The 23,941-nt window shown below is 38.7% G+C and carries 19 protein-coding genes and 1 tRNA gene; 10 read left to right on the top strand and 10 right to left on the bottom strand.

Features of this window, described 5'->3' with window-relative positions; translation table 11 throughout:
• Positions 1-144 precede the first annotated feature (144 nt).
• On the bottom strand, positions 145-948 hold the full coding sequence (locus VLZ86_RS14600; protein WP_325452628.1) for a metal ABC transporter ATP-binding protein: 804 nt from the start codon (positions 946-948) through the stop codon (positions 145-147).
• 181 nt (positions 949-1,129) lie between these two features.
• The gene (locus VLZ86_RS14595; RefSeq protein ID WP_325452626.1) at positions 1,130-2,041 is read right to left on the bottom strand and encodes a metal ABC transporter solute-binding protein, Zn/Mn family; all 912 of its coding nucleotides are present in this window, start codon (positions 2,039-2,041) and stop codon (positions 1,130-1,132) included.
• Between the two features lie 364 nt (positions 2,042-2,405).
• On the opposite strand from VLZ86_RS14595, the gene VLZ86_RS14590 reads away from it, so the two are divergent.
• From VLZ86_RS14590 to VLZ86_RS14580, 3 genes are all read left to right on the top strand, one after another.
• Complete coding sequence (locus VLZ86_RS14590; RefSeq protein WP_325452624.1) at positions 2,406-3,071, top strand: metal-dependent transcriptional regulator; 666 nt, start codon at positions 2,406-2,408, stop codon at positions 3,069-3,071.
• 90 nt (positions 3,072-3,161) lie between these two features.
• Entirely contained in the window at positions 3,162-5,186 is a 2,025-nt protein-coding gene (locus VLZ86_RS14585; RefSeq protein WP_325452622.1) for a S9 family peptidase, read from the top strand.
• Between the two features lie 350 nt (positions 5,187-5,536).
• Positions 5,537-7,507, top strand: a complete 1,971-nt coding sequence (locus VLZ86_RS14580) for an aconitate hydratase (RefSeq protein ID WP_325452620.1) — start codon at positions 5,537-5,539, stop codon at positions 7,505-7,507.
• Between the two features lie 89 nt (positions 7,508-7,596).
• Here the strand turns inward: VLZ86_RS14580 and VLZ86_RS14575 are convergent.
• Positions 7,597-7,678, bottom strand: a tRNA-Leu gene (locus VLZ86_RS14575).
• A 156-nt stretch (positions 7,679-7,834) separates the two neighbouring features.
• Between VLZ86_RS14575 and VLZ86_RS14570 the strand changes: the two genes are divergently transcribed.
• A complete protein-coding gene (locus VLZ86_RS14570) occupies positions 7,835-8,776 on the top strand; it encodes a ribose-phosphate pyrophosphokinase (protein ID WP_325452618.1) in 942 nt (313 codons plus the stop codon).
• A gap of 63 nt (positions 8,777-8,839) precedes the next feature.
• Entirely contained in the window at positions 8,840-9,502 is a 663-nt protein-coding gene (locus VLZ86_RS14565; protein WP_325452616.1) for a 50S ribosomal protein L25/general stress protein Ctc, read from the top strand.
• A gap of 156 nt (positions 9,503-9,658) precedes the next feature.
• Here VLZ86_RS14565 and VLZ86_RS14560 read toward each other — a convergent pair whose 3' ends face one another.
• The gene (locus tag VLZ86_RS14560; protein ID WP_325452614.1) at positions 9,659-9,856 is read right to left on the bottom strand and encodes a hypothetical protein; all 198 of its coding nucleotides are present in this window, start codon (positions 9,854-9,856) and stop codon (positions 9,659-9,661) included.
• Between the two features lie 149 nt (positions 9,857-10,005).
• Here VLZ86_RS14560 and pth point away from each other — a divergent pair, with 149 nt between their 5' ends.
• From pth to VLZ86_RS14545, 3 genes are all read left to right on the top strand, one after another.
• Complete coding sequence (gene pth / locus VLZ86_RS14555; RefSeq protein ID WP_414652562.1) at positions 10,006-10,572, top strand: aminoacyl-tRNA hydrolase; 567 nt, start codon at positions 10,006-10,008, stop codon at positions 10,570-10,572.
• Between the two features lie 166 nt (positions 10,573-10,738).
• Positions 10,739-11,941, top strand: a complete 1,203-nt coding sequence (locus VLZ86_RS14550) for a porin (protein WP_325452610.1) — start codon at positions 10,739-10,741, stop codon at positions 11,939-11,941.
• Positions 11,942-12,010: 69 nt separating this feature from the next.
• On the top strand, positions 12,011-14,329 hold the full coding sequence (locus tag VLZ86_RS14545) for an inorganic phosphate transporter (RefSeq protein WP_325452608.1): 2,319 nt from the start codon (positions 12,011-12,013) through the stop codon (positions 14,327-14,329).
• 330 nt (positions 14,330-14,659) lie between these two features.
• On the opposite strand, the gene VLZ86_RS14540 is transcribed toward VLZ86_RS14545, so the two are convergent.
• From VLZ86_RS14540 to VLZ86_RS14520, 5 genes are all read right to left on the bottom strand, one after another.
• A complete protein-coding gene (locus VLZ86_RS14540; protein ID WP_325452606.1) occupies positions 14,660-18,160 on the bottom strand; it encodes an efflux RND transporter permease subunit in 3,501 nt (1,166 codons plus the stop codon).
• Positions 18,153-19,340: an efflux RND transporter periplasmic adaptor subunit gene (locus tag VLZ86_RS14535; RefSeq protein ID WP_325452602.1), complete on the bottom strand. Its 1,188-nt coding sequence runs from the start codon at positions 19,338-19,340 to the stop codon at positions 18,153-18,155. Before VLZ86_RS14535 ends, VLZ86_RS14540 begins: the two co-directional genes overlap by 8 nt.
• Positions 19,341-19,375: 35 nt before the next feature.
• Positions 19,376-19,627 carry a GxxExxY protein gene (locus VLZ86_RS14530; RefSeq protein WP_325452655.1) on the bottom strand — a complete coding sequence of 84 codons (252 nt, stop codon included), beginning with the start codon at positions 19,625-19,627 and terminating at the stop codon, positions 19,376-19,378.
• Between the two features lie 268 nt (positions 19,628-19,895).
• On the bottom strand, positions 19,896-21,236 hold the full coding sequence (locus VLZ86_RS14525; RefSeq protein WP_325452600.1) for a TolC family protein: 1,341 nt from the start codon (positions 21,234-21,236) through the stop codon (positions 19,896-19,898).
• Between the two features lie 4 nt (positions 21,237-21,240).
• Positions 21,241-21,843, bottom strand: coding sequence for a TetR/AcrR family transcriptional regulator (locus VLZ86_RS14520; RefSeq protein WP_325452598.1), 603 nt, complete (start codon positions 21,841-21,843; stop codon positions 21,241-21,243).
• Positions 21,844-21,964: 121 nt separating this feature from the next.
• Here VLZ86_RS14520 and VLZ86_RS14515 point away from each other — a divergent pair, with 121 nt between their 5' ends.
• On the top strand, positions 21,965-22,939 hold the full coding sequence (locus tag VLZ86_RS14515; protein ID WP_325452596.1) for a polyprenyl synthetase family protein: 975 nt from the start codon (positions 21,965-21,967) through the stop codon (positions 22,937-22,939).
• A gap of 6 nt (positions 22,940-22,945) precedes the next feature.
• Entirely contained in the window at positions 22,946-23,299 is a 354-nt protein-coding gene (locus VLZ86_RS14510; protein ID WP_325452595.1) for a hypothetical protein, read from the top strand.
• A 77-nt stretch (positions 23,300-23,376) separates the two neighbouring features.
• On the opposite strand, the gene VLZ86_RS14505 is transcribed toward VLZ86_RS14510, so the two are convergent.
• Positions 23,377-23,868, bottom strand: a complete 492-nt coding sequence (locus VLZ86_RS14505; RefSeq protein WP_325452593.1) for an alpha-ketoglutarate decarboxylase — start codon at positions 23,866-23,868, stop codon at positions 23,377-23,379.
• Positions 23,869-23,941: the final 73 nt, after the last annotated feature.

The raw sequence follows: 23,941 nt of genomic DNA, 5'->3' as shown, positions 1-23,941 counted from the left end.
TCAGGTTATTCAACGATTTTTGTCAGTGGTTGACTTTATTTTTATTTTTTAATCATCGTGATTGTTTAATCATTGCGCAAAAGCTCTAATATAGTTTGTGAGTTGGCTGCTATTCCTAAGATTCCTGCCTCCGCAGGAATTGTGCTATTTCTGCACACTCACCTTATAATTAATACCATAGGTCTTGGTCAAATTATCATCATTAAAAATATCTTTTACAGGACCTGTAGCGATTTTTTTAACGTTTAAAAAAGTGACCCAATCAAAATATTCAGGAACGGTCTGTAAGTCATGATGCACAACAACTACCGTTTTTCCTGCTTTTCGTAATTCCTTTAAAATATTGATAATGGCAATTTCCGTAGTCGCATCCACACCTTGAAAAGGCTCATCCATAAAATAGATGGACGCATCCTGTACCAAGGCTCTTGCCAAAAATATCCGTTGCTGTTGACCCCCAGAAAGCTGACTGATCTGTCGGTCTTTAAAAGGGAGCATGCCTACCTTTTCTAAAGCTTCCAGGGCTGCTTTTTTTTCTTTGACTCCCGGACGTTTGATCCAACCCAAGCTGCCATAAGTTCCCATCATCACCACATCCAATGCAACGGTAGGGAAATCCCAGTCCACACTTCCTTTTTGTGGCACATAAGCCACATGGGAACGCTGCTTATGGTAAGGTTTGCCATAAATACTAACACTTCCGGCAATAGGTTTTAGAATTCCTAAAATGGCTTTGATCAAGGTGGATTTTCCAGCCCCATTAGGACCCACAATGGCCATAAGGACGCCTTCAGGGATTTCAAGATCGATATCCCAAAGCACCGGCTTGTAGTTATAAGCCACGGTTAAATCGTCCACCTTTACCGCCAAAACTCTTGCGCCTGCCTCGTCGGCAGACAGGGAGGCAGGAGAATCGTCCTGGGAATGCGTATTTTTTATGTTGTCCATTGATTTCATTTCATTTGAACTCTGTGTTGTTTTAAAGCAATATTGCTCGTCATGCTGTTGGAAGTCAAAATTTGAAGTTGGATATTCTGGATTTCTTCTAATGTAGAGATTCCATTATATGAGTTCTGATTTTCCCCAGATTAACTATGTTGAACCAAACGGTTTCCTGCCTTCGCAGGAATTATCGCAACGCATTCACAATCGTATTTACATTATATTTAAACATCCCAATATAAGTCCCTTCAACGGTGCCAGCGTTTCCTAAAGCGTCAGAATATAAGGTACCTCCAATTTCGACGTGATGGTTTTTTGAGTTCACGGCAGCTTGAAGGGCTTCAATGGTGCGCCTTGGTACCGAGCTCTCCACAAAAATGGCTTTTATTTTTTTATCGATAATAAAGTTAGACAAATTTTGAACATCCTGCACCCCAGCTTCAGTAGCCGTGGATAGACCTTGCAAACCGACCACTTCAAATCCGTAGGCTTGTCCAAAATAATTAAAGGCGTCATGAGCGGTAACCAAAATTCTTTTTTCTTTTGGAAGCGTGTCTATAATGGCTTTGATCTCTACATCCAAGACTTTTAATTTCTCAAGGTAGGTTTTGCCGTTTTCCTCATAAAGTGTTTTGTTTTCAGGATCGGCTTCAGAAAGTTGTTGGACCACAAAGGTGGTAATGAGTTCCCAATTGTGAACATCAAACCAGATATGCGGGTCATAATTTGAGGCGAAATATTCTGATCCAATTAACGTGCTTTTATCCAAAGCATCCGAAACGGCAATGGTTTTAATATTCTGACTTTCCATTTTTTCAAAAACATCAACGAGTTTGCCTTCCAAATGCAATCCGCCATAAAAGATCAAATCGGCATTTGCCAATTTCGTAACATCTCCGGCACTTGCTTTATATAAGTGTGGATCAACCCCACTTCCCATCAACCCTTCAACATTCAGTTTATCACCGCCAATGTTGTTCAATAAATCGGTGATTAAGGTGGTGGTAGTTACGATGTTGAGGTTGCCGTTGTCTGGCGTCGCATCTTTACAGGCCGAAAAACAAATTAAAGTTAATAAAACGCAAACTATTTTTTTCATGAGTCTAAATATATGTTACGAAAGTACTAAAAAAATGAGGATGTATGGCTGATTATTAGCTATTTCTTATGACAAGTTAAGTGGGAAGTTGGTAAATTCATCGGTATTAAAATGGATCACGCAAGCCTCATAGGATTTTATTTAAGTGAACAACAGAGCAAAGTTTTAGTGATAATTATAAAATCCAACCTGTTGCTGAATAAATACTCTATTAAAATCAAATTTTGGATGGTTCAATCCGAATGATAGTGGCTTATGCTGCTAGCCAAAGTTAGATAACTATAACACGAATTAAAAGTTTAGACAAAACTAAATAATCTTTTTGTCTAAAAAAAATTTATATTTGTGGATAATCTTATTTTGTATGACACTCGCAGAAGAAAATTACCTTAAAGCTATTTACCATCTAGAAAATCAGTCTTCCAATGATGTATCGACAAATGCGTTAGCTGAAGAAATGCAAACCAAGGCATCTTCTGTTACAGATATGATCAAGAAGTTGGCCGAGAAAAATATGGTTTCCTATATTCCGTATCAAGGCGTTACGCTTTCTAAGGCTGGTCGTGCCCATGCCGTTAAGGTGGTGAGAAAACATAGGCTTTGGGAAGTCTTTTTGTTGGAAAAGCTTAATTTTTCTTGGGATGAAGTGCATGACGTTGCCGAACAACTGGAACATATCAAATCAGAAAAATTAACGGATAAACTCGATGAGTTTTTGGGTTTCCCGAAAGTAGATCCGCACGGCGATCCCATTCCGGATCAACATGGGAATATTGAACAGATAGACAAAACGAGTCTTTCGGATGCCCAGGAAGGTTTGACATATGTTTGTGTAGGCGTGCATGACAGCTCGAGTGATTTTCTAAAGTATTTGGATGCGAATCATATCAGTCTCGGTACCACAATACAAATAATCCATAAAGAGCCTTTTGATAATTCGGTGAAAATCAAATTCAATGCTATTGAATTGGTGGTTTCGGAAAATGTCGCCAAAAACTTGTTCTTGCAGGAAGTGTCGCATAATTCATAGTCTTTCTGCTGATATATCTCCTCCAAATTTTCTTAGTGCTGTAATTTTAAATAATCAGTAACTTGAGCATTTAAAATTTAATTCTTTTTTATGGTCCGATTTCTCAGTCTTTTACTAGGTTTTTTTAGTATTCAATTTATCGTTTCGCAAACGCAAAAACTACCCTTTCAGCCTATGGATGTTTTCGCGTTGGAGTGGGTTACTGATCCACAGATTTCTCCTGACGGCTCGCAAGTGGTCTATAAAAGAAATGGATTTGATATGATGAAGGACAATACCAAAGGCAACCTCTGGATTGTCAACGCTGACGGGACGTCTCATCGCAAATTGACGTCACGCGAAGTCAGCGAATCACAAGCCAGTTGGTCGCCAAATGGGGATCGTATTGTGTTTTCAAGTACGACGGATGAAGGGTCAGAAATATATATGTATTGGACAGAAACTGGTCAAATTGCCAGAATTTCCCAATTGGAAAAATCGCCAAGTGCGTTAACCTGGTCGCCTGATGGAAAATGGATTGCATTTACCATGTTCATTTCAGAAAAACCGCCAGTTGTGGCGAAATTACCGGAAAAACCTAAAGGTGCTAAATGGGCGGAACCAGCGCGAATTACTGACCGACTCAAGCATGAAGCCGATGGCAGTGGGTATATGGAACCAGGATTTACGCATGTCTTTGTAATTCCTGCCGAAGGAGGTACAGCCAGACAATTGACCAGTGATAATTATAGCCATCGGGGCAATCTGTCCTTTTCTCCGGATGGGAAAGAGATTTATTTTTCCTCAAACCGATTTGAAGATTGGGAATACCGATTTAGAAATAGCGAAGTTTATAAGGTGAATGTTGCTACCAAAGAAATTACAGCGTTAACCTCTCAAGATGGACCCGACCATTCTCCTCAAGTATCGCCCGACGGAAAAACGGTGGCGTATTTAGGGTATGAAGATCGCGCGGAGGACCATCAAAACACGTTGTTGCATTTGATGAACAGCGATGGCAGTAACAAACGTGTTATTTCTTCAAATTTAGATTCCAGCGTTTCTGATATTACGTGGGACTCGAGCGGGAAAGGCTTGTATTTTATGTATGACGAAAAAGGGAATACCAAAATAGGACATATTACCACCTCGGGAAAAATTACAAAATTGGCTGATAATGTTGGTGGAACGACCATTGGAAGACCGTATGCGTCAGGGTCGTATGCCGTGTCCCAAAATGGCACCCTGGTCTATACGCAATCGCGACCAGAATATCCAGCGGAATTAGCGGTCATCCAAAATAAAAAACCGGCTAGGTTAATCACCAATTTAAATGCCGATGTGCTTGCGTTTCGTGAATTGGGCAAAACCGAAGAAGTGTGGTACACCTCCACTTTTGACGGCAGGAACATTCAAGGTTGGATTGTTAAACCGCCATTTTATGACGCCTCTAAAAAGTATCCATTGATCGTTGAGAATCATGGCGGACCCATTTTGAATTATGGTGACCGATTTACCGCTGAAATCCAGTTGTTTGCTGCTGAGGGGTATGTGGTCTTTTATCCCAATCCGCGTGGGAGTACAAGTTATGGCGAAGAATTCGGGAATTTATTAAAGAATAATTATCCAGGTCAAGATTATAACGATGTCTTGGATGGGGTGGATTATTTAGTTGAAAAGGGCATTGTTGATAATGATAAATTATACGTTACCGGAGGCAGTGCTGGCGGTATCATGACCACCTGGATGATTGGAAAGAATAATCGCTTTAAAGCTGCAGCAGTAGTGAAACCTGTGGTCAATTGGATCAGTAAAACCTTGGTAGCGGATAATTATTATGGCTATGCTAATTCACGTTATGATGGGCAACCTTGGGAAAATTTTGAAGCCTATTGGAAATTTTCGCCAATTTCATTGGTGGGCAATATAGAAACGCCAACGATGGTCATGGTAGGAATGAACGATTTAAGAACGCCGCCAAGTGAGGCAAAGCAACTTTATCATGCTTTAAAACTTAGAAAAATAGAAACCGTTTTAGTTGAAATTCCTGAAGCCTATCATAATATCGTTCAAAGACCAAGTAATTTGATCAGTAAGGTGGCGCATATTTTGGCTTGGTTTAAGAAGTATGAATAATTGGAGGAATTTGTAAAAGAGTGGAGGTGACAGAAATTATGAAAAAGACCTTAGATTGGTTGCTATAATTTTTTTATTTACAAAAAACACTATCATCACTATTTAGAAGAAAAAAGGCCCCATCAGGTTTGTTGAAGCCTCTATTTACAGAACCATATTTCTCTAATTATTGGACAATTAGATATTTAACTCGCCTTGCAATCCTTAAATTTGTATCTTAGTCACATTGTGGATTGGATTTATCCATAGTCCATGACCTGCAATTCTGTTTCCTAAAACGCCGGATTCATCACGATATAAAAAATAATTATGGCATGTTATCTACTGCCTATTAAAAATCACATAATATCATGAAACAACATAATGTTACCCAAAAACTTATAGACTCGCATTTGATCATTGGAGACATGACCCCAGGATCGGAAATAGGCATAAAAATAGATCAAGCTCTATTACAGGATGCAACGGGCACCTTAGTTCAATTGGAATTGGAGGCGATGGGCCTAAAGAAAGCTAAAACGGAGATTGCTGTTCAATATGTAGATCATAACCTGCTGCAGACCGATTTTAAAAATGCGGATGACCATGCGTTCCTTTTGTCGGCTTCACAGCGTTTTGGTTTATGGTACAGCCGGGCAGGAAATGGGGTTAGTCACCCGGTGCATATGGAACGTTTCGGTAAACCAGGAAAAACGATGGTTGGAGCGGACAGCCATAGTTGTGCCGCAGGTTCTATGGGGATGTTGGCCATTGGTACAGGGGGACTGGATGTGGCCGCTGCCATTGCGGGCGAACTCTTTTTTGTTAGGATGCCGAAGGTGATGGGCGTTAAATTGACAGGAAAACTTCCGGATTGGGTAAGTGCTAAGGATGTTATTCTGGAGATGCTCCGCAGGCATGGTGTTAAGGGCGGGGTCGGGAAAATCTTGGAATATTACGGGGACGGGTTAAAAAACCTAAGCGCTATGGACCGTCACGTCATTGCCAATATGGGTGCCGAATTAGGGGCTACTACTACCGTATTCCCCAGCGATGGTGAGATCAAACGCTTTTTAAAATCTCAAGGCAGGGAAGAAGATTGGATAGAACTTGTGGCCGATGAAGGTTGTGAATATGATTTACATGAAGAAATTAAGTTGGACGAGTTGGTTCCACTTATTGCCCAACCAACTAGTCCTGGAAATGTAGTTGCTGTGAGTGAAGTTGCAGGAAGACCTATTGGCCAAGTAGTCATCGGATCTTCCGCTAACCCAGGGCTACGTGATTTTTGGATTGCTGGCGCAATTGTAAAAGACAAATCGGTCAATAGCGAAGTATCATTTGATATCAACCCAACATCCAGACAACTTATCCAAAATATGATCGATAACCACGCCTTTGCGAACTTGATTAAAGCAGGGGCAAGGTTCCATCAGTCGGGTTGTATGGGGTGTATCGGGATGGGCCAGGCTCCGGCCTCGGACACCATCAGCTTAAGGACGATGCCGAGAAATTTCCCAAGCAGGTCGGGGACGGAAGATGACCAGGTTTACCTTTGCAGTCCTGAAACGGCCGCGGCTTCTGCCCTAACAGGAAAGATTACTGATCCTAGAGACCTTGAGAAATTATATGGCATGAGCTATCCCCAATATGAAAATCCAGAAATGGAAATCATCAATACCGAACTATTGGTCGCTCCTCCCGAGGATGGTTCTCAAATTGAATTGAAGAAAGGTCCCAATATTAAAGCATTGCCTCATATTAATCCACTGATGGACGATTATGAAGTGCCGGTTCTTTTAAAAATGGGGGATGATATATCTACCGATGAGATTTTGAAAGCAGGAGCAGAGGTATTGCCCTTTAGAAGTAATCTTCCAGAAATCAGTAAATACACCTTTTCGGTGATTGACCACACTTTTTATGATAGGGCCATGGAGTCAAAAACCCGATATGGCGGGCACATTGTAATCGCCAAGGAGAATTACGCCCAGGGATCTAGTAGGGAACACGCTGCACTTGCACCTAAATATCTGGGTCAAGTTGCCGTAATAGCCTTGTCCTATGCTCGTATTGCTTGGCAAAACCTTGCAAATTTCGGGATATTGCCTCTTGAGTTTAAGTCTATCACAGATTATAACAAGATCGAGCAGGGAGATACCGTGAGCTTTAAAAATTTAAGGAACGATATTATAGACCGGAAGCCCATTAAAGTCAAGGTCAGTAATGATTCAGGTAAAAACCTTGAATTTGAGACTAAACATACTTTAAGCGACCGCCAGATAAATATGCTGCTTAAAGGTGGTATCATTAATGAGTTTAAGGAAAAACTCAAATCTTAAGAAAGATTGTTTTATAAGACATGCTTAAATCCTAATTGTTATATCTGAAATAAAAAAGCCGAGATTTATATCTCGGCTTTTTCTTTCTGTACTCAAGGCGGGAATCGAACCCGCACGTCTCGCGACATTGGATTTTGAATCCAACGTGTCTACCAATTCCACCACTTGAGCAAGGATGTACTAAATCGGGACTGCAAAATTATAAAATTTTTTTCTACAAACAACTAAAATATCTTTCTTTTATACTTTTTCTGTCCAATTAAATTCTTAAATTTGCAGCCTGTTAAAGAAAACGAGGATTAATTGGTTATAAAACACTCTCTTACAATGCCTGATTATGTTCCAGAAGCCAAGATTTTTGCATGTTCACAGAGCACAGAACTCGCTGAAAAAATAGCCGCCAAATTTGGTGCGTCTTTAGGCAACGTTATTACGTCCACCTATAGTGATGGCGAATTTCAGCCATCTTATGAAGAATCGATAAGAGGGACTCGAATTTTTATCATCGGATCTACGCATCCTGGTCCTAAGAACTTAATGGAAATGTTATTGATGATTGACGCCGCAAAACGAGCATCAGCAAGACATATTACTGCAGTTTTACCATACTTTGGTTGGGCAAGACAGGATAGAAAGGATAAACCAAGAGTACCGATTGCTGCCAAGCTTGTAGCAAAAATGCTAGAAGCAGCAGGTGCAACCCGAATTATTACTATGGATTTGCATGCGGATCAAATTCAAGGATTCTTTGAAAAACCAGTTGATCATTTATTTGCATCTACAGTATTTCTACCTTATTTGAGAAGTCTGAATCTTGACAACTTGACTATTGCTTCACCTGATATGGGGGGTTCCAAAAGAGCTTATGCCTATTCCAAAACAATGGAAAGTGATGTGGTCATCTGTTACAAGCAACGTGAAAAGGCCAATGTCATTTCACATATGGAATTGATTGGTGAGGTGACGGGTAAAAATGTGGTGTTGGTAGATGACATGGTTGATACCGCTGGAACCTTGACTAAAGCGGCAGATTTGATGATGGAGCGTGGCGCCTTGAGTGTGAGGGCTATTTGTACACATCCTATCCTATCAGGAAATGCTTATGAGCGTTTGGAGAATTCAAAATTGGAAGAATTGATCGTGACCGATTCCATTCCTTTAAAACAAAAAAGCGACAAAATCAGAGTCCTCAGTTGTGCCGATTTGTTTGCTGATGTTATGCATAACGTACATTATAACAAGTCCATTAGTTCTAAGTTTTTAATGTAGAGTTGTACAATAAGCACAATAATTAAGATTAAATAATAGTAATAATTAATAAATAAATTTTAAATGAAATCAATTACAATCAACGGATCTCAAAGAGAAAGCGTGGGCAAAAAAGCAACAAAAGCCTTACGTAATGCTGGTCAGGTTCCTTGCGTACTATACGGAGGAGACAAACCAGTGCATTTCTCAGCACCTGAATTGGCTTTCTCTAAACTGGTTTATACGCCAAATGCGCATACAGTTGTGATTGCCGTAGAAAATGGAACGTCTTATAATGCCATTATGCAAGACATTCAATTTCACCCAGTATCTGGGAGAATTTTACACATCGATTTCTATCAATTATTTGATGACAAAGAAATTATGATGGAAATTCCTGTACATATCATAGGAACTTCAAAAGGGGTATTAAATGGTGGTGTTTTACAAAGAAACCAACGTAAGCTTAAAGTTAAAGCTATCCCAGCAAATTTACCTGATTTTATAGAGGCTGATATTACACCTTTAAAAATTGGAAGTAAATTATACATTACTGAATTGGAAAATCCTGATTATAAATTCTTACATCCGGACAATACCGTCGTATGTCAAGTAAGACGTTCTAGAGCAAGTATTGCCGAATTTGAAGGTGAAGATGAGGATGAACTTGAAGAAGGAGCGGAAGGTGCAGAAGGAGCTGAAGCAACTGCTGAAGGCGCTGAAACACCTGCAGAAGGTCAAGAATAAATCTTGTTTCACAACATATTTAAAAGCATTCTGTTCATTCAGGATGCTTTTTTTAGTGAAACCCAAAACTTAAAAGCGAAGCGCATTGAGTTTTGCTGATTGAACTAATCCCGCATTTTGGCGGGATCTTTAAATTCTATGCTACAATCTGTAGTGTTAAAAGCCGAAGGCGGATTGGAATATGTTGGATGAACCAATCCCGCCTTTATCGGGATCTCTAAGTTTTATGCTACTATCTGTTTTTGTTAAAAACCGAAGGCGCGTAGGAATAGAATTGTTGTCCGATAATTTTCGGGATAATCCCGCCATTTTGGTGGGAACTAAGCTCCCGTTAATATCTTTTGTTTTTCCCATTGAAGATTGTTTACCGGATAAATTCCGAAACTTTTCTCATAAAAGGTTATTTTCACTGTAGTAAAATTTAATATAGAACTTAAATGCTAAGTTATTTACGCAAATTTTTTAGTTCTTCAAAAAACGCAACACCTGTTGAAGAAAATACCATGAAAAAATATCTCATTGTAGGTTTAGGTAATATTGGTAGTGATTATGCCAACACACGTCATAATATTGGTTTCAGAATCTTGGACCATTTAGTCAAAAAAGAAGGTTTGAGTTTTGAGACCCAAAAATTAGGAGACGTGGCCATATATAGATTTAAAGGGCGACAGTTTATTTTATTAAAACCTAGCACCTACATGAATTTAAGCGGGAAGGCCATCGTGTATTGGCTGAACAAAGAGAATATTCCCCTTGAAAACCTATTGGTAATTACTGATGATTTGAATTTACCTTTCGGCACCATTCGCCTAAAGACCAAAGGTAGTGATGGTGGCCATAATGGATTAAAGGACACGCAAGACAAATTGCAAACTATCAATTACAACCGTTTTAGGTTTGGTATTAGTGATGCCTTTAGTAAAGGTCGACAAGTAGATTATGTTTTGGGAGAATGGACCCCAGAAGAAGAAGCGAAATTACCAGAACGCCTGGACAAGGCCTTTGAGCTCATAAAATCTTTTGGAACGGCAGGTGTAAACATTACAATGAATACCTTTAATGGACAGTAGAAAGAAGCTTATAATTCTACAAGCCTGATGTAAACACAACTTTTTCGGTTTAATTTCTTGAGAAAGGATATGTTCACCTTAGGTGTTTTTTAAAAATCTTAACGATTAGGAAACGTTAAGTTAACATTAAAGTCAGTTCTTTGTCGTTGAAAAAGAACTCTGATTAATGGCATTTCGACCAGCACTTTTGGTATTGTTTTTTGTTACAGCTTCAATTGTGCATGCTCAGGATATGTATGCTCCTAAGTTTGGAGAGGGTATTCTTAATCTTAAAGGAAAAGACAGTACGTGGTCCATGAAGGTAGGGATGCAAATGCAGTTTCAGGGATTCTCACAATGGGAAGAGGAAGACGCCAGTTTTGCTAATGAACAAACGAGTTTTTTAATCAGAAGGGCACGCCTCAAACTTGATGGTTTTGCCTACTCCCCCAAATTAACTTATAAAATAGCAATCGGTCTTTCCAATAGGGATATTTCTGGAGGTTCGGAATATACCTCTAATGCACCTCGCTATATTTTAGACGCCGTTATGAAATGGAATTTTTATCAAAACTTCGAATTATGGTTCGGACAGACGAAACTTCCAGGGAATAGGGACCATATCATATCTTCAGGCAATCTTCAGATGGTGGATAGGTCACTTTTGAACGGTAATTATAATATTGATCGGGATCTTGGATTTCAATTAAGACATCATTTTAAACTTTCTGAAAAGTTTGTCGTTAAGGAGGCATTTGCATGGTCTCAGGGCGAAGGACGCAACATTACCTCTGGTAACCTTGGTGGTTTTCAATACACATCACGATTGGAACTTCTTCCTTTCGGCAATTTCACAAAAAACGGAGATTATATAGGTAGTGATATCTACCGAGAGGACACGCCTAAATTAGCTGTGGGCTTTACGTATGATTTCAATAACAATGCAGTCAAAACTGGAAGTAACCAAGGATCATATATGGTGACAGATACCGGTTTTTTTGAAACGAATATTTCAACCGTTTTTATTGATGCCATGTTTAAATATCAAGGATTTTCACTGATGGCGGAATATGCCGATAGAACAGCTGCCGATCCGCTGGCGAAGAATTCTGACGGAACGCTTACTGGGGATGCCGTCCAGATAGGAAACGGACTGAATTTTCAGGCAGGTTATCTATTTGAAAGCAATTGGGAAGTTTCAGGAAGATATACAAACATAGACTTTGATAAAGATATTACATCTGATAATGCTCAAAATCAGTACACTTTAGGGGTTTCAAAATACATTATAGGTCATAAATTAAAAGTGCAATCTGATGTGAGCTATTTAACCATGAATTTTTCAAATGACCAATTACTGTGGCGATTACAATTTGCCATTCATTTTTAAAAAATAACATTTAGGTAACATGTCCTTCAAAAACTGTCAGGATATTTGTAAACTATTTTATACGATATTATGGACAATATTTACTTATACATGATCATTGCCTTAGCCATTTTAGCAGTTGCTGATTTGGTGGTTGGTGTCAGCAATGATGCCGTGAATTTTTTAAATTCGGCGATGGGTTCAAAAGCAGTTTCTTTTCGAACGTTAATGATCGTGGCGAGTCTTGGAATTGGAATTGGTGCGATATTTTCAAGTGGGATGATGGAAATAGCTCGTAATGGGATTTTCCATCCTGAGCAATTTATGTTCAGCGAAATTATGATCATTTTTATGGCGGTCATGCTCACTGATATTTTACTGTTAGATTTCTTTAACTCCATTGGGCTGCCCACTTCCACAACGGTATCAATTGTATTTGAGCTACTAGGTGCGTCTGTTGCGATGACCTTGATTAAAATAAGTCATAGTGGTGGAGGTTATATGGAAGTCCTGGATTATATCAATACAGATAAGGTATCGGAAATTATCTTCGGAATTTTGCTTTCTGTCGTGGTGGCATTTTCTATTGGTGCCTTTGTACAATGGGTGGCCAGACTCTTGCTTTCTTACGATTTTGAAAGGAAAGCGAATTGGGTGGGGGCGCTATTTGGAGGTTTTGCTTTGACTTCAATAACTTATTTCATTTTCATAAAAGGTATTGGGGGCACCAATTTTGCCAGCCAAAGTTATGATCTTATTGGAGGTGAAACCATAAAAGCGTTTTTAGAGCATCAAGCATTATATATCGTGACCATCAGTTTTACTTTTTGGGTCATATTGTCCTACGCCCTGATTGAGTTTTTTAAGACTAATATCTATAAGTTGGTCATTTTGGTAGGTACTTTTGCATTGGCATTAGCTTTTGCGGGGAATGACTTGGTCAACTTTATCGGGCCTACAATTGGGGCATTTCAGGCCTATACTGATTTCATGGATCCGGCGGTCAATACGCTTGGTCTGTCGGCCTCAGAATTTTCCATGAAGAGTTTGGGCGAATCCGCTTCAACTCCTACTTTATTATTGTTCTTGGCAGGTGTCATTATGGTATTGACCCTTTGGTTTTCCTCTAAGGCGAAAAATGTGGTAAAAACTTCTATTGACCTTTCAAGTCAAGGGGATACTAAAGAACGTTTTCAACCCAATTTTTTATCAAGAATCTTCGTTAGGATAGCGATGGGATTGTCACAAGCATCCTCATATATCTTGCCCAAATCTTGGGAAGCTAAAATAGATAAGCAGTTTGAGCCTCCTGTCATTCAATTGGCAAGGGATAAAGTACACGAATTACCTTCTTTTGACTTGGTAAGAGCTGCTGTAAACCTTATGGTTGCTGCTGTTTTGATTGCCATTGCAACGTCTTGGAAATTGCCTTTATCCACAACCTACGTTACATTTATGGTTGCTATGGGATCATCCCTGGCCGACCGTGCGTGGGGAGCTGAAAGTGCTGTGTATAGAGTGGCAGGTGTGATCAATGTGATTGGTGGATGGTTTTTTACCGCTATCAGTGCCTTCCTTTCAGCGGCTTTAGTGGCCTACTTACTGAATTTGAATATCAAGGTCATGTTCCCGATTTTATTGTTGGTTGCATTTGGCTTGCTGATCAAAAGTTCCATTGCACATAGAGAAAAGGTGAAGGAAACGAAAGCTGAAGATCGTTTGAACAAAACCGAAAGCAGTTCTGTACAAGGCGTGATTCATGAAAGTGCAAAGAACATTGCCAATGTTATCAAACGTGGGAATAGGATTTACACCAACGCTATTAACGGACTTGCTTTACAGGATCTTTCACTGTTGAAGAAAAATAAGAAACAAGTTCGAAAACTCTCTGATGAGGTTGAAGAACTGCGTGACAACATCTTCTATTTTATTAAAAACTTAGACGATTCAAGTGTTGGCGCCAGTAATTTTTACATCAATATTTTAGGGTATTTGCAGGACATGACCCAGTCTTTGGAATACATTTCTAAAATGAGTCATAAACACATCCACAACAACCATAAAAAATTAAAGTTCAGCCAAATAAAGGAACTTAAAGAAGTGGATGAACGTTTTGAGCGCTTGTTCAACAACTCACGAAACGCATTTGAATCTCATTCATTTGAGGAAATAGGAATCATTTTAGGCAGGAAAAAGGAAATTGTATCTCTTGTAACGGGCAAGATCCAAAAACAGGTCGAGCGAACACGAACAGAAGAATCAAGTCCGAAAAATACCACCTTATATTTTAGCATTCTGTTAGAAACAAAGGACTTGTTGACGGCTACAATGAATCTACTGGAAGAGTATTATCACGCACATGACAGCTCTGTAAAGCCAATTCCATTTCCTGAAAAACACAAGAAGTAGGAGAAACGGATTTAACTTCTAAATACCTAACACCCTAAATGGTCATCATAAACATTTAGGGTGTTTTTATTATCTAGTACAGGTTATAATCGTATAATTTTATTGCCGCTACTTTAGTTTCTATGAAATCAGGTGTTTTTTCATATTCTTTACCAGCGATTTTAAGGAGCAGATTTTCAGGCTGCCAATATAGAATTATAGACTTTCGAGTTATAGTGGATCGTTTTATTCCAGCCAACAATGGTTTAATCTATCTCAAGATGCGATAAAAAAAAGACCAACTGAATGGGATATCAGTTGGTCTTTTAATGGTGTTTTATTTGACTGTGTCTATTCTGCCAATTCTTGATCTAGGTCTTTATTGACTGATTTAATCTTAGCACGCAACCACATTTTAAACGTGGTCACCAAAAAGAATAATATGGGCACAACTATCAGCGTAAGGAAAGTTGCAATCAACAATCCGTAAATAACCGTCCAAGCTAAAGGTCCCCAGAACACGACGTTATCACCACCCATATAAATATCGGCGTCAAATTCTTTAAATAATGAGAAGAAATTAATGTTGAGACCGATGGCCAAAGGCACCAATCCAAGAATGGTGGTAATCGCGGTTAATAATACAGGTCGCAAACGCGCTTTCCCGGCCTTAACAATACTTTCAAAAAGGTCCTCAATTTCTAAATAATCTGTTTTTTCGATGTTGAGTTCGTATTTTTTACGCTCAATGAGCAATTCGGCATAATCCAAAAGTACGACCCCGTTATTCACCACAATTCCGGCTAAGGAAATAATCCCAACCATGGTCATCATAATCACAAAAGCACTTCCTGTAATGACGATGCCCCCAAAGACGCCAATAAAACTCAAGAATATAGCCAACATAATAATGGCAGGTTTTGATATGGAGTTGAACTGGAAAATAAGGATAAAGAAAATTAGGCCCAGCCCCGTTAAAAACGCTCCAACCAAAAATGTCATTTGTTTTTGTTGTTCTTCAATCTGTCCTGTATAATCAATTTTAATGTTCTCGGGCATCCCTTCAAAACTTTTCATTTCGTTTTGAATTTGTGCTACGATGGCGCCGGCATCCGTAAATCCAGGAGATAACGCTGAATAGACGGTAACCACACGATTAGTGCCCTTATGCTTTATCGCACTAAACCCTGAAGTGTTTTCATATTTAATGAGGGTAGATAATGGAATGTCCTTTATCTGGCCTTTATTATCCCGAAATGTGATATTTTGGTTGAAAAGTGCGTTTATGTTATACCGATTATCTTGATTAAAACGGACGTAAATATCATAATTATCACCTCCTTCTTTATAAATGCCTGCTTTGGCTCCAAAAATGGAGTTACGTAGTTGCTGTCCAATCTGTGAAGCGCTTACACCAAGTTCGCCAGCTTTTTCTCGATCAATGATGACCCGCATGGTTGGCTTGTCCTTATTAACATCAATTTTAAGCTCGTCAATTCCCGCAACATTTTTGGCGTTTATAAATTCGCGCATATTCTCTGCAGTTGCAATCAGCTCGTTGTAATCTTCACCCTGGATTTCTATATTGATTGGAGCTCCTACCGGAGGACCATTCGCGTCTTTTTCTACGGATATAAGTACGCCAGGATAGATGCCTACCAAAGCTTCCTGAACTTTTTGACGTAACAATTCACTGTCTGCACCTTTGCGGTATTTATATTCTCGCATGGAGGCCGTAATCTTGGCTTTATGAGGCATTTCAGCAGCGGACCCCATATCTGCTTGAGGATCTCCGGCACCTTCACCAACTTGAGATACGGCACTCTCTACCAAAAAGTTGTAATCGCCTTCCCGATACTGCTTGTCATTTATGACGTCATAGACACGATTCTCTATCAGTTTGGTGATGGCATTGGTTTTTTCAATGGCAGTCCCCTGTGGATACTCAATATATACAATGATTTGATTGGGTTTGTTGTCTGGAAAGAACTCCACTTTTGTGCGTTGCGATGACAAGGATGCGCCAAACCCAACAAACGCCAAAATCAACAGCGCAAAAGTTCCGAGGCTTAAAACATATGGCATCTTTCCGGTGAGTGCTCTACGAAGCTGCCGTTCATACCAGTTTTCTAATTTAACGAGCGTACTGTTTTGAAAGTTATTCGCCCATTTTCTTAAGAAGAAACGATATACCCAAAGCATAATGGCGGTAAAGATCATGAGTGATCCGAGAGCACGGTATTCGCCAGCTACAAAAAATACGATCAACCCGATAATAGCCATCACACTTGTGATGACGATAATGCGTTTTAACGGCATGTTCTTATCTTCAATACTCATAAATTGAGAAACCAATACAGAGTTGAAAAATATGGCGACGAATAATGAAGATCCCAGAACTACCGATAGGGTAATTGGTAAAATCATCATGAATTCACCCATAATTCCAGGCCATAATCCTAAGGGAATGAATGCCGCCACTGTTGTAGCGGTTGAAATAATGATTGGAAAAGCAATCTCACCAATACCTTTTTTGGCAGCTTCCACACGGGTCATGCCTTCTTCATCCATCAATCGATAGACATTTTCAACCACAACAATGCCGTTATCCACTAACATTCCAAGGCCCATAATCAGTCCAAAGAGGACCATCGTATTCAAGCTATGGCCTAAAAGATTCAAGATCATTAAGGACATGAACATGGACATGGGAATCGCAAATCCGACAAAAATAGCATTCTTAAATCCTAAGAAAAACATCAGTACCGTAACGACCAGAATGACGCCAAAAATAATGTTGTTAACTAAGTCATCTACCTGGCCAATAGTTACGGTAGATTGGTCATTGGCGATAGACACCTTGAGATCTTGTGGAAAGACGTCAGCCTTAGCATTATCAATAATAACCTTAACTTGCTCTACAGCATCAACCATGTTCTTTCCGGCACGTTTTTTAACGTCCAGCATGACGACCGGATTTCCAAATTCGCGTGCAAACGTCGTATTGTCCTCTTCCTGAAAAGACACCTTGGCAATATCTTTAAGATAGATAGCGTTCCCGTCTTCTGACTTTACGACAAAGTTTTCTAATTCTTTAGGAGAATCAATTTCGCCCAAAATACGAATGGTACGTCGTTGTCCGCTGGCAATTAAATTTCCTGCAGACATGGTCACATTCCCATTTTTAATGGCGCCAATAATATCATTGAAAGTGACCTGAGACGCCATCATTTTATAGATGTCCACGGCAACTTCAATCTCTTTTTCTTGAGCACCACGAATGTCTGCTTTTTTAATTTCTTGAATATCTTCAATTTCATCCTGAAGGTATTCAGCAAACTCCTTTAGTTTTTCAACTGTATAATCTCCAGAAATATTAATGTTAAGAATTGGCATTTCTTCAGAAAGGCTCATTTCAAAGACATCGGGAACCACTTTGGCGTCATTAAATGTAGGCCAATCTTCACTAGCGGTTTCACTATCTATTTCATCCTTTACCTTTTGTTTGGCTTGTTCTACAGTAATGTTTTCATCAAACTCTACCACGACCATAGAAAAATCCTCTTGAGAGGTCGAAGTAATCTCCACCACATTACTTAAGGTTTTTAGCCGGTCTTCGAGCGGATCTGTAATCAGTTTTTCAATATCTTCAGCGGTATTTCCAGGGAAAATGGAACTCACAAAAACTTTAGTGATGTTGACTTCCGGAAAACTCTCTCTAGGCATGCTGAAAAAGGCCGAAATTCCTAAATAGAAAATCACGGCAATCAACACATACATCGTGGTTTTATTGGTAATTGCCCATGAAGACAAGCCAAATTCCTTTTCCACTTGCTTTTTCTTTTTAGTCATTCTGTTCGTTGTCTAGTATTAGTACTTCTACGGTTTGGCCGTCTTTTACACTTCTTGCGCCTTCATTAATCAGTTCTGCATCAGGTTCTATCCCTTCCAAAACCTCAATCAGATCGCCTTGGGTCCGCCCAGTTTTGATGATCACTCGGGTAGCTGTACCTTGATTCTTATCGTCTTTATCTTTAACCACATAAACATATTGCTCACCTTCGGCATTTTCAGAAATAATGCTCTGCGCAATCAAAATGGCATTTTCATTGGTATAATCGTTGATTTTTAGACGTGCCGTTAGATTGGGTTTAAACGTACCTTCTTTATTTGGAATACCAATTTCGGCTTTGAATGTTCTGTTGGACGGGTTGATCACATTACTGGTTTGACGAACTTTGGCAAGTAGTGTTTTACCAAGTATTGGGAAATTGACTTCTACATCTTTCCCTACCGTAATATTTTTAAGGTGACGCTCAGGAACTTCAGTTTCAATATACATATTGTCTAAGTTGACAATGCGCATTAATTGGGTTTGTCCTGCCGCAACAACACTACCTTGTTCGGATATTACCGCATCAATGGTTCCTGAAAAGGGTGCTTTTACAATTGTTTTTGCTATTTGTTGTTTTATTTGGTTAACCGCTTCCACTTGACCTTCATAAGTGGATTTGGCTTGAAGATACTGGATTTCACTTCCAATTTTTTGATCCCATAATCTTTTTTGACGTTCGAAAGTGGTTTGTGCTAAATCCGTTTGAATTTGCTGTTGCGCCAATTGTTGGCTCAAACCACCATCATCAATTTTACCAAGTGATTGGCCTTTGCTCACCCGTTGGCCTTCCTTAACATAAACATGAGTCAAAATGCCGCTGTACTCAGGGGTTATGATCATTAAATCTTTAGTGGTTACATTTCCCTGAAGTTCCAATACGTGATTGAATTCTTCTTGAGTAGCTTTAATGGTGGTAATGAGCGGTACATTTTTAGTAGTGTCCAATACCGAAATTTTTTCATCCAACCGCACAATCTTGTCATGAATTAGTTGTTGTTCATCAACAAGTTCTGCTCTTTTTTTTCTAATGATTTCTAGGTTGTTGCTTTCCAATGCTTTTTCAACCGTGATTTTTTTGTCTTTCCCACAAGAGGTAAGGAGTACACTTAATGTTAAGATGGTGAGTATGTATTTCATGTTTGAATGGTTTTATTGTACTGAGGTATTTATTGTTATAAGTTATTTGCGATGCGTTTTATTCCGTTTTTGATTAGAGTAACATTAAAGTTGATAAGCATACCTAATTTGCAATCTGATAATTTTAGATAGGTTAGTATTTGGGCAATATGGACATCATTTAAAGCTTCAACAGATTTGATTTCAATAATGACTTTATTTTCAATAATCAAATAGACTCTATATCCGATATCTAGTTTTACTTCTTCATATATTAAAGGTAAAGCTTTCTGTTTTTCAACTAAGATTCCTGTTTTTTTCAGCTCATAAAAAAGACATGCTTCATAAGAACTCTCGAGAAGTCCAAGGGCCTAATGCTTTGTGTACTTTTAGGGCGCAATTAAAGATGATTTTGAAATCTCATTTTCTGTCATGATTTGTTATCAAATTTGAACTTCATATTTAGTATTGTTTATTTGCATTTTTTTAAACGCTAGGTTCGCAAAGGTTAATTCGCAAGGATCGCAAGATGAATTATCATCGCGACCTTTGCGATTCTCCTTGTGTTCTTTGCGGTTAATACGTTATCACATTCAACGCAGTCTCCAACTCAGCTTTGGCATTGATCACATCTAACATGGCCTGTAAATATTGTTGTTGTGCGGAGTATAACTGCGTTTGTGCTTGGCGCAAATCAAAACTTGACGAAATACCTTCAAAAAATTTGGTTTCATTTTTCGCTTCAATACGCTCTGCAAGTTTTAAATTCTGTTTTTTATTTTCATAGTCTTCTATGGCAAAGAGGTAATCACTTTTTGCTGCCGCAATCTCAAATTGAATGTTTTGTTCTTTTTCAATAAGGTCGGTTTTTGCTTTTTCCAAGTTTATCTGTGCGCGTTGTGTTGCGGCACTTCGCATCCCGGAACTGAAAATAGGAATGTTAAGACTGACACCAAATAACGAGGATCCAAACCACTTCTGATCCTTGTCCATAAAGGTGAAATCATCAGTAAATGCTGAATAGCCGCCATTGATGAAACTGGTGAGGGTTGGCAAAGCCTTGCTTTTTTCTAATTTAACCAAAAGCTCCTTGGAAACTTTATCGTTCTCTGCAATTTGATAATCAATAGTGTTTTCAACATTAACTTCGGCATCTAATAGGGCTAGAGAAATGTGTTCTTGGGTTAAACGTTCCAAATCATCAGTTAAAACTGTCGGCCAATTTATTTCCAAACCAAGGGTCATGTTAAGCATTTGGTAAGCCAAAGTTTTCATTCGGCTTGCGTTTTTTAAATTACTTTCAATACCGGTAAGGGTAATTTGTAGCTGTTCTACACTTTCTTCTTCAGCCAATCCGTTTTCAAATATTTTTGTGGTTTCGTTGAGGTTCTTTTGAAGCACTTTTAAATTGCGTTCTAAAATTTGAACGGTTTCTTCAGCCAACAATACATTTCCGTAGGCATTGATAACCGCCTTCCTCACTTCCAATTCCGTTTTGGTATTGGCGTTCTGTGAAATCTCCAAAAAGACTTTTGCAGATTGTAAGCCTACAAGGTAAGAGCCATCAAAAATTTGTTGACTTAAAGTTGCGGTGGCGTTGATGTTTTGTTTGGTCCCAAAAATGACCTCGGCGAATTCTCCTGGATTACCACCAAAAAACTCTGCCGGAATGACTTGAACCTGCTGTTTTAAAAAGTTTTGATAATCAACTGAGGCATTTAATTGAGGCAAACCACTGGCCGTTGTTTCCCATTTTTGTGCCTTTGCAGCTTCAATGTCGCGATGTGAGTTGATGGCCCTTCTGTTATTGACAAGTGCAAAATCAATAGCTTCCTGTAAGCTGAAGGTTTTTGATGCCTCCTGTGAGAATGCTAGGAAAGGGACCAGAATTAAGAGTATATAAAACTTGTTTGTCATGGGACTATATTTGATTGTTGATGGTTTTGGAGAGTGCTTCTAGACCTTTTGGTGTGCAAATGCCCCTAACGTGATATTCTAGGTAAAGATTCATTAAGGAGGCCATGGAATAATTTTTCAAGGGAAACAGTTGCTTGTCTTTTAATGCCATAATAGAGGTGAAATACATTTTTGAAATAAATTCAATTTCCAGGTTGCTCCGATAAAGTCCTAGAGAAATGCCACGTTTTAAATTATTCGCAACACAATCTTCCATCAAACGGTATTGTTTTGACCTTAAGGAATTGAATATTTTAGGATAATATTTTTGTAATTGATGGTAAGGTGATGATTTTTCATTTTTTAAATGCTCCATTACCAACTGTTTTATGTCGTAAACTTCTTCAATTGGATCTTTTTTTAATTCACAAATGCAATCAATACCATGGGCAATAATTTCAAACATTTCCAATGTGGAGGATTCCACTAATTTGGTCTTATTTTCAAAATGAACATATATGGTTTTCTTAGATATGCCCAATTCATTGGCAATATCGTCCATAGTGACACTTTTAAAACCGAGTGTCAAAAACAATTCTGTAGCTTTATTTATAATTTTTTCTCGCATAATCGGATGCAAAAGTACAACAGGAAACTTTAAAAACAAAAATAGTTTCCAAAGTTTAGTAAAGTTGTAAAAACGGATTTTAGTTTTGCTTTACTCATGGTATTTCCCTTATTTTTGTCCTATGCAAAAAATTTCTTTCTACCACACTGCTTTTGTTGCCTATTTAGAAGAAAATATCCGATCAAAAGAACCAGCTTCTTTATATGATCCTATACTTTATATCTTAGAGTTGGGCGGTAAGCGCCTGCGGCCAATTTTAACATTGATGACTGCCGAAGCTTTTGATGATGATTATAGACATGCGCTTGATGCCGCTTTAAGTATCGAGATTTTCCATAATTTTTCTTTGATCCATGATGATATTATGGATGCTGCTCCGTTGCGTCGCGGCCAACCAACAGTTCATGAAAAATGGGATGTCAATACAGGAATTTTATCAGGAGATGCCATGCTCATCTTAGCCTATCAGCTTTTTGAGCGTTATGATGCCACAACCTTTCAGGATTTGGCAAAATTGTTCAGTAAAACTGCTTTGGAGGTTTGTGAAGGACAACAATATGATATGGATTTTGAAGATAGAGATGATGTTTTGGTAGAGGAATATCTCAAAATGATAGAATTCAAAACGGCGGTATTGGTGGGTGCGGCCATGAAAATGGGCGCCATAGTGGCTTCCGCATCAAAAGAGGATCAAGAGTATATTTATGAATTTGGACGTTTATTGGGTATAGCATTCCAACTTCAGGATGATTATTTGGATGCGTTTGGGGATCCGGAGAACTTTGGGAAGCAAGTTGGGGGTGATATTATAGAAAACAAAAAAACTTATTTATACATAAAAGCTGTTGAGTTTTCCAATGAAGAAGATAAGTTACAGTTGCAACATTTGTTTGGCATCAATCCGACTGATCCCGCAGAAAAAATTGAAACTGTAAAGCAAATTTTCCAATCGAGTGGCTCGGCAGATGCTACCCGTAAAGAAATTGAAAATTATACAAAAAAGGCATTCGCAGTGCTGCACGAACTTTCTATTCCAGAAAACAAAAAGGAAGCTTTAAGGGCATTTGGCAATGATTTAATGAACAGAGGAGTTTAAGGTTCAATGGAAAAATTAAAAACGTTTGATGAATTGGTTAATGAAGCCAATAAATGGGAGCTTTATAGTAAACTTGTGGAGCAACTCAATAAAGATTTGGCATTGGCAAATGTAGATCTGGAATTTGATTCTGAAGTTTTGCCTACAAGTTTGAAGTTGCTTTTGCACGAAGAAGTGTATCGTCTCATTCAGCACAAATTCATGGATTATCTTAACCTGTTATATATCGTAGATGTTTCCGAAGAAAAAATAAAACAGTTGGATGGTAATGATACCATTGAGTTGGCAGAAAATGTCATGTTTTTGATCCTCAAACGCGAATGGCAAAAAGTGTATTATAGGAATAAGTTCACCTCTTAAATCACTTTCGAAGTAAAAGTCTACTTCATTATATAGGGACACAGTTCTATTCTCTCAGAATGATTTGGGCGTTTTATTTAAAAATAAACCCTAACAAAAGGAGCCCAAGCATTGGCGTAGATACTTTTCTCTTTATCATATAACACGTCATATCTCATTCCAACCGCAACATTACTTGTTCTAAAGGCGGCACCTAAAAATAAACCGGGATACCAATAGTTCTCGTTTTCAATGTTGTACCTATCGTCCCATTTCCGGTTAACGTTGAGCTCCTCAAACTCGGCCGAGAGCTGAATTTCTTGGATGGGATTGAACAATCCTATCAGACTTCCTCCAAAAACCGTCGAGCTATAAAAATCTTTCCGCTTGTTGTAAGTGCCATTTAACCCAACACCTAAGGCAAATTGTTCGTTAAATTCGTAAATAGCACTAGGTGCCAATGTTCCACTGAAAAAACCGTCGCCAAAACTCAACCCGATCCCTCCACCAAAGCGAACATGACTCCAGAAATCTGGGGAAGATTGCCTAGCATTTATTTGCGCCAAGCCGCTTAAGGTTAATGATATCATAATTAGGCAAGAAAACAGGGTTTTTTTTAGTGAGAATCGCATAAATTTGGTATTTTGTTTATTGATACAGTTA

The organism is Gelidibacter sp., from assembly GCF_035515035.1.
Taxonomy (GTDB): Bacteria; Bacteroidota; Bacteroidia; order Flavobacteriales; family Flavobacteriaceae; genus Gelidibacter.
Note: the sequence above shows the minus strand (reverse complement) of the source record. Positions and strands in the feature narration are given on the sequence as shown.

Excerpts from the sequence above, each read along its gene's own strand:
- pth (WP_414652562.1), top strand. The coding sequence starts at position 10,006 with ATGAAAAAATATCTCATTGTAGGTTTAGGTAATATTGGTAGTGATTAT.
- VLZ86_RS14570 (WP_325452618.1), top strand. The coding sequence starts at position 7,835 with ATGCCTGATTATGTTCCAGAAGCCAAGATTTTTGCATGTTCACAGAGC.
- VLZ86_RS14550 (WP_325452610.1), top strand. The coding sequence starts at position 10,739 with ATGGCATTTCGACCAGCACTTTTGGTATTGTTTTTTGTTACAGCTTCA.
- VLZ86_RS14590 (WP_325452624.1), top strand. The coding sequence starts at position 2,406 with ATGACACTCGCAGAAGAAAATTACCTTAAAGCTATTTACCATCTAGAA.
- VLZ86_RS14515 (WP_325452596.1), top strand. The coding sequence starts at position 21,965 with ATGCAAAAAATTTCTTTCTACCACACTGCTTTTGTTGCCTATTTAGAA.
- VLZ86_RS14540 (WP_325452606.1), bottom strand. The coding sequence starts at position 18,160 with ATGACTAAAAAGAAAAAGCAAGTGGAAAAGGAATTTGGCTTGTCTTCA.
- VLZ86_RS14545 (WP_325452608.1), top strand. The coding sequence starts at position 12,011 with ATGGACAATATTTACTTATACATGATCATTGCCTTAGCCATTTTAGCA.
- VLZ86_RS14585 (WP_325452622.1), top strand. The coding sequence starts at position 3,162 with ATGGTCCGATTTCTCAGTCTTTTACTAGGTTTTTTTAGTATTCAATTT.
- VLZ86_RS14580 (WP_325452620.1), top strand. The coding sequence starts at position 5,537 with ATGAAACAACATAATGTTACCCAAAAACTTATAGACTCGCATTTGATC.
- VLZ86_RS14505 (WP_325452593.1), bottom strand. The coding sequence starts at position 23,868 with ATGATATCATTAACCTTAAGCGGCTTGGCGCAAATAAATGCTAGGCAA.
- VLZ86_RS14535 (WP_325452602.1), bottom strand. The coding sequence starts at position 19,340 with ATGAAATACATACTCACCATCTTAACATTAAGTGTACTCCTTACCTCT.
- VLZ86_RS14565 (WP_325452616.1), top strand. The coding sequence starts at position 8,840 with ATGAAATCAATTACAATCAACGGATCTCAAAGAGAAAGCGTGGGCAAA.
- VLZ86_RS14520 (WP_325452598.1), bottom strand. The coding sequence starts at position 21,843 with ATGCGAGAAAAAATTATAAATAAAGCTACAGAATTGTTTTTGACACTC.
- VLZ86_RS14525 (WP_325452600.1), bottom strand. The coding sequence starts at position 21,236 with ATGACAAACAAGTTTTATATACTCTTAATTCTGGTCCCTTTCCTAGCA.
- VLZ86_RS14510 (WP_325452595.1), top strand. The coding sequence starts at position 22,946 with ATGGAAAAATTAAAAACGTTTGATGAATTGGTTAATGAAGCCAATAAA.
- VLZ86_RS14560 (WP_325452614.1), bottom strand. The coding sequence starts at position 9,856 with ATGGGAAAAACAAAAGATATTAACGGGAGCTTAGTTCCCACCAAAATG.
- VLZ86_RS14600 (WP_325452628.1), bottom strand. The coding sequence starts at position 948 with ATGGACAACATAAAAAATACGCATTCCCAGGACGATTCTCCTGCCTCC.
- VLZ86_RS14595 (WP_325452626.1), bottom strand. The coding sequence starts at position 2,041 with ATGAAAAAAATAGTTTGCGTTTTATTAACTTTAATTTGTTTTTCGGCC.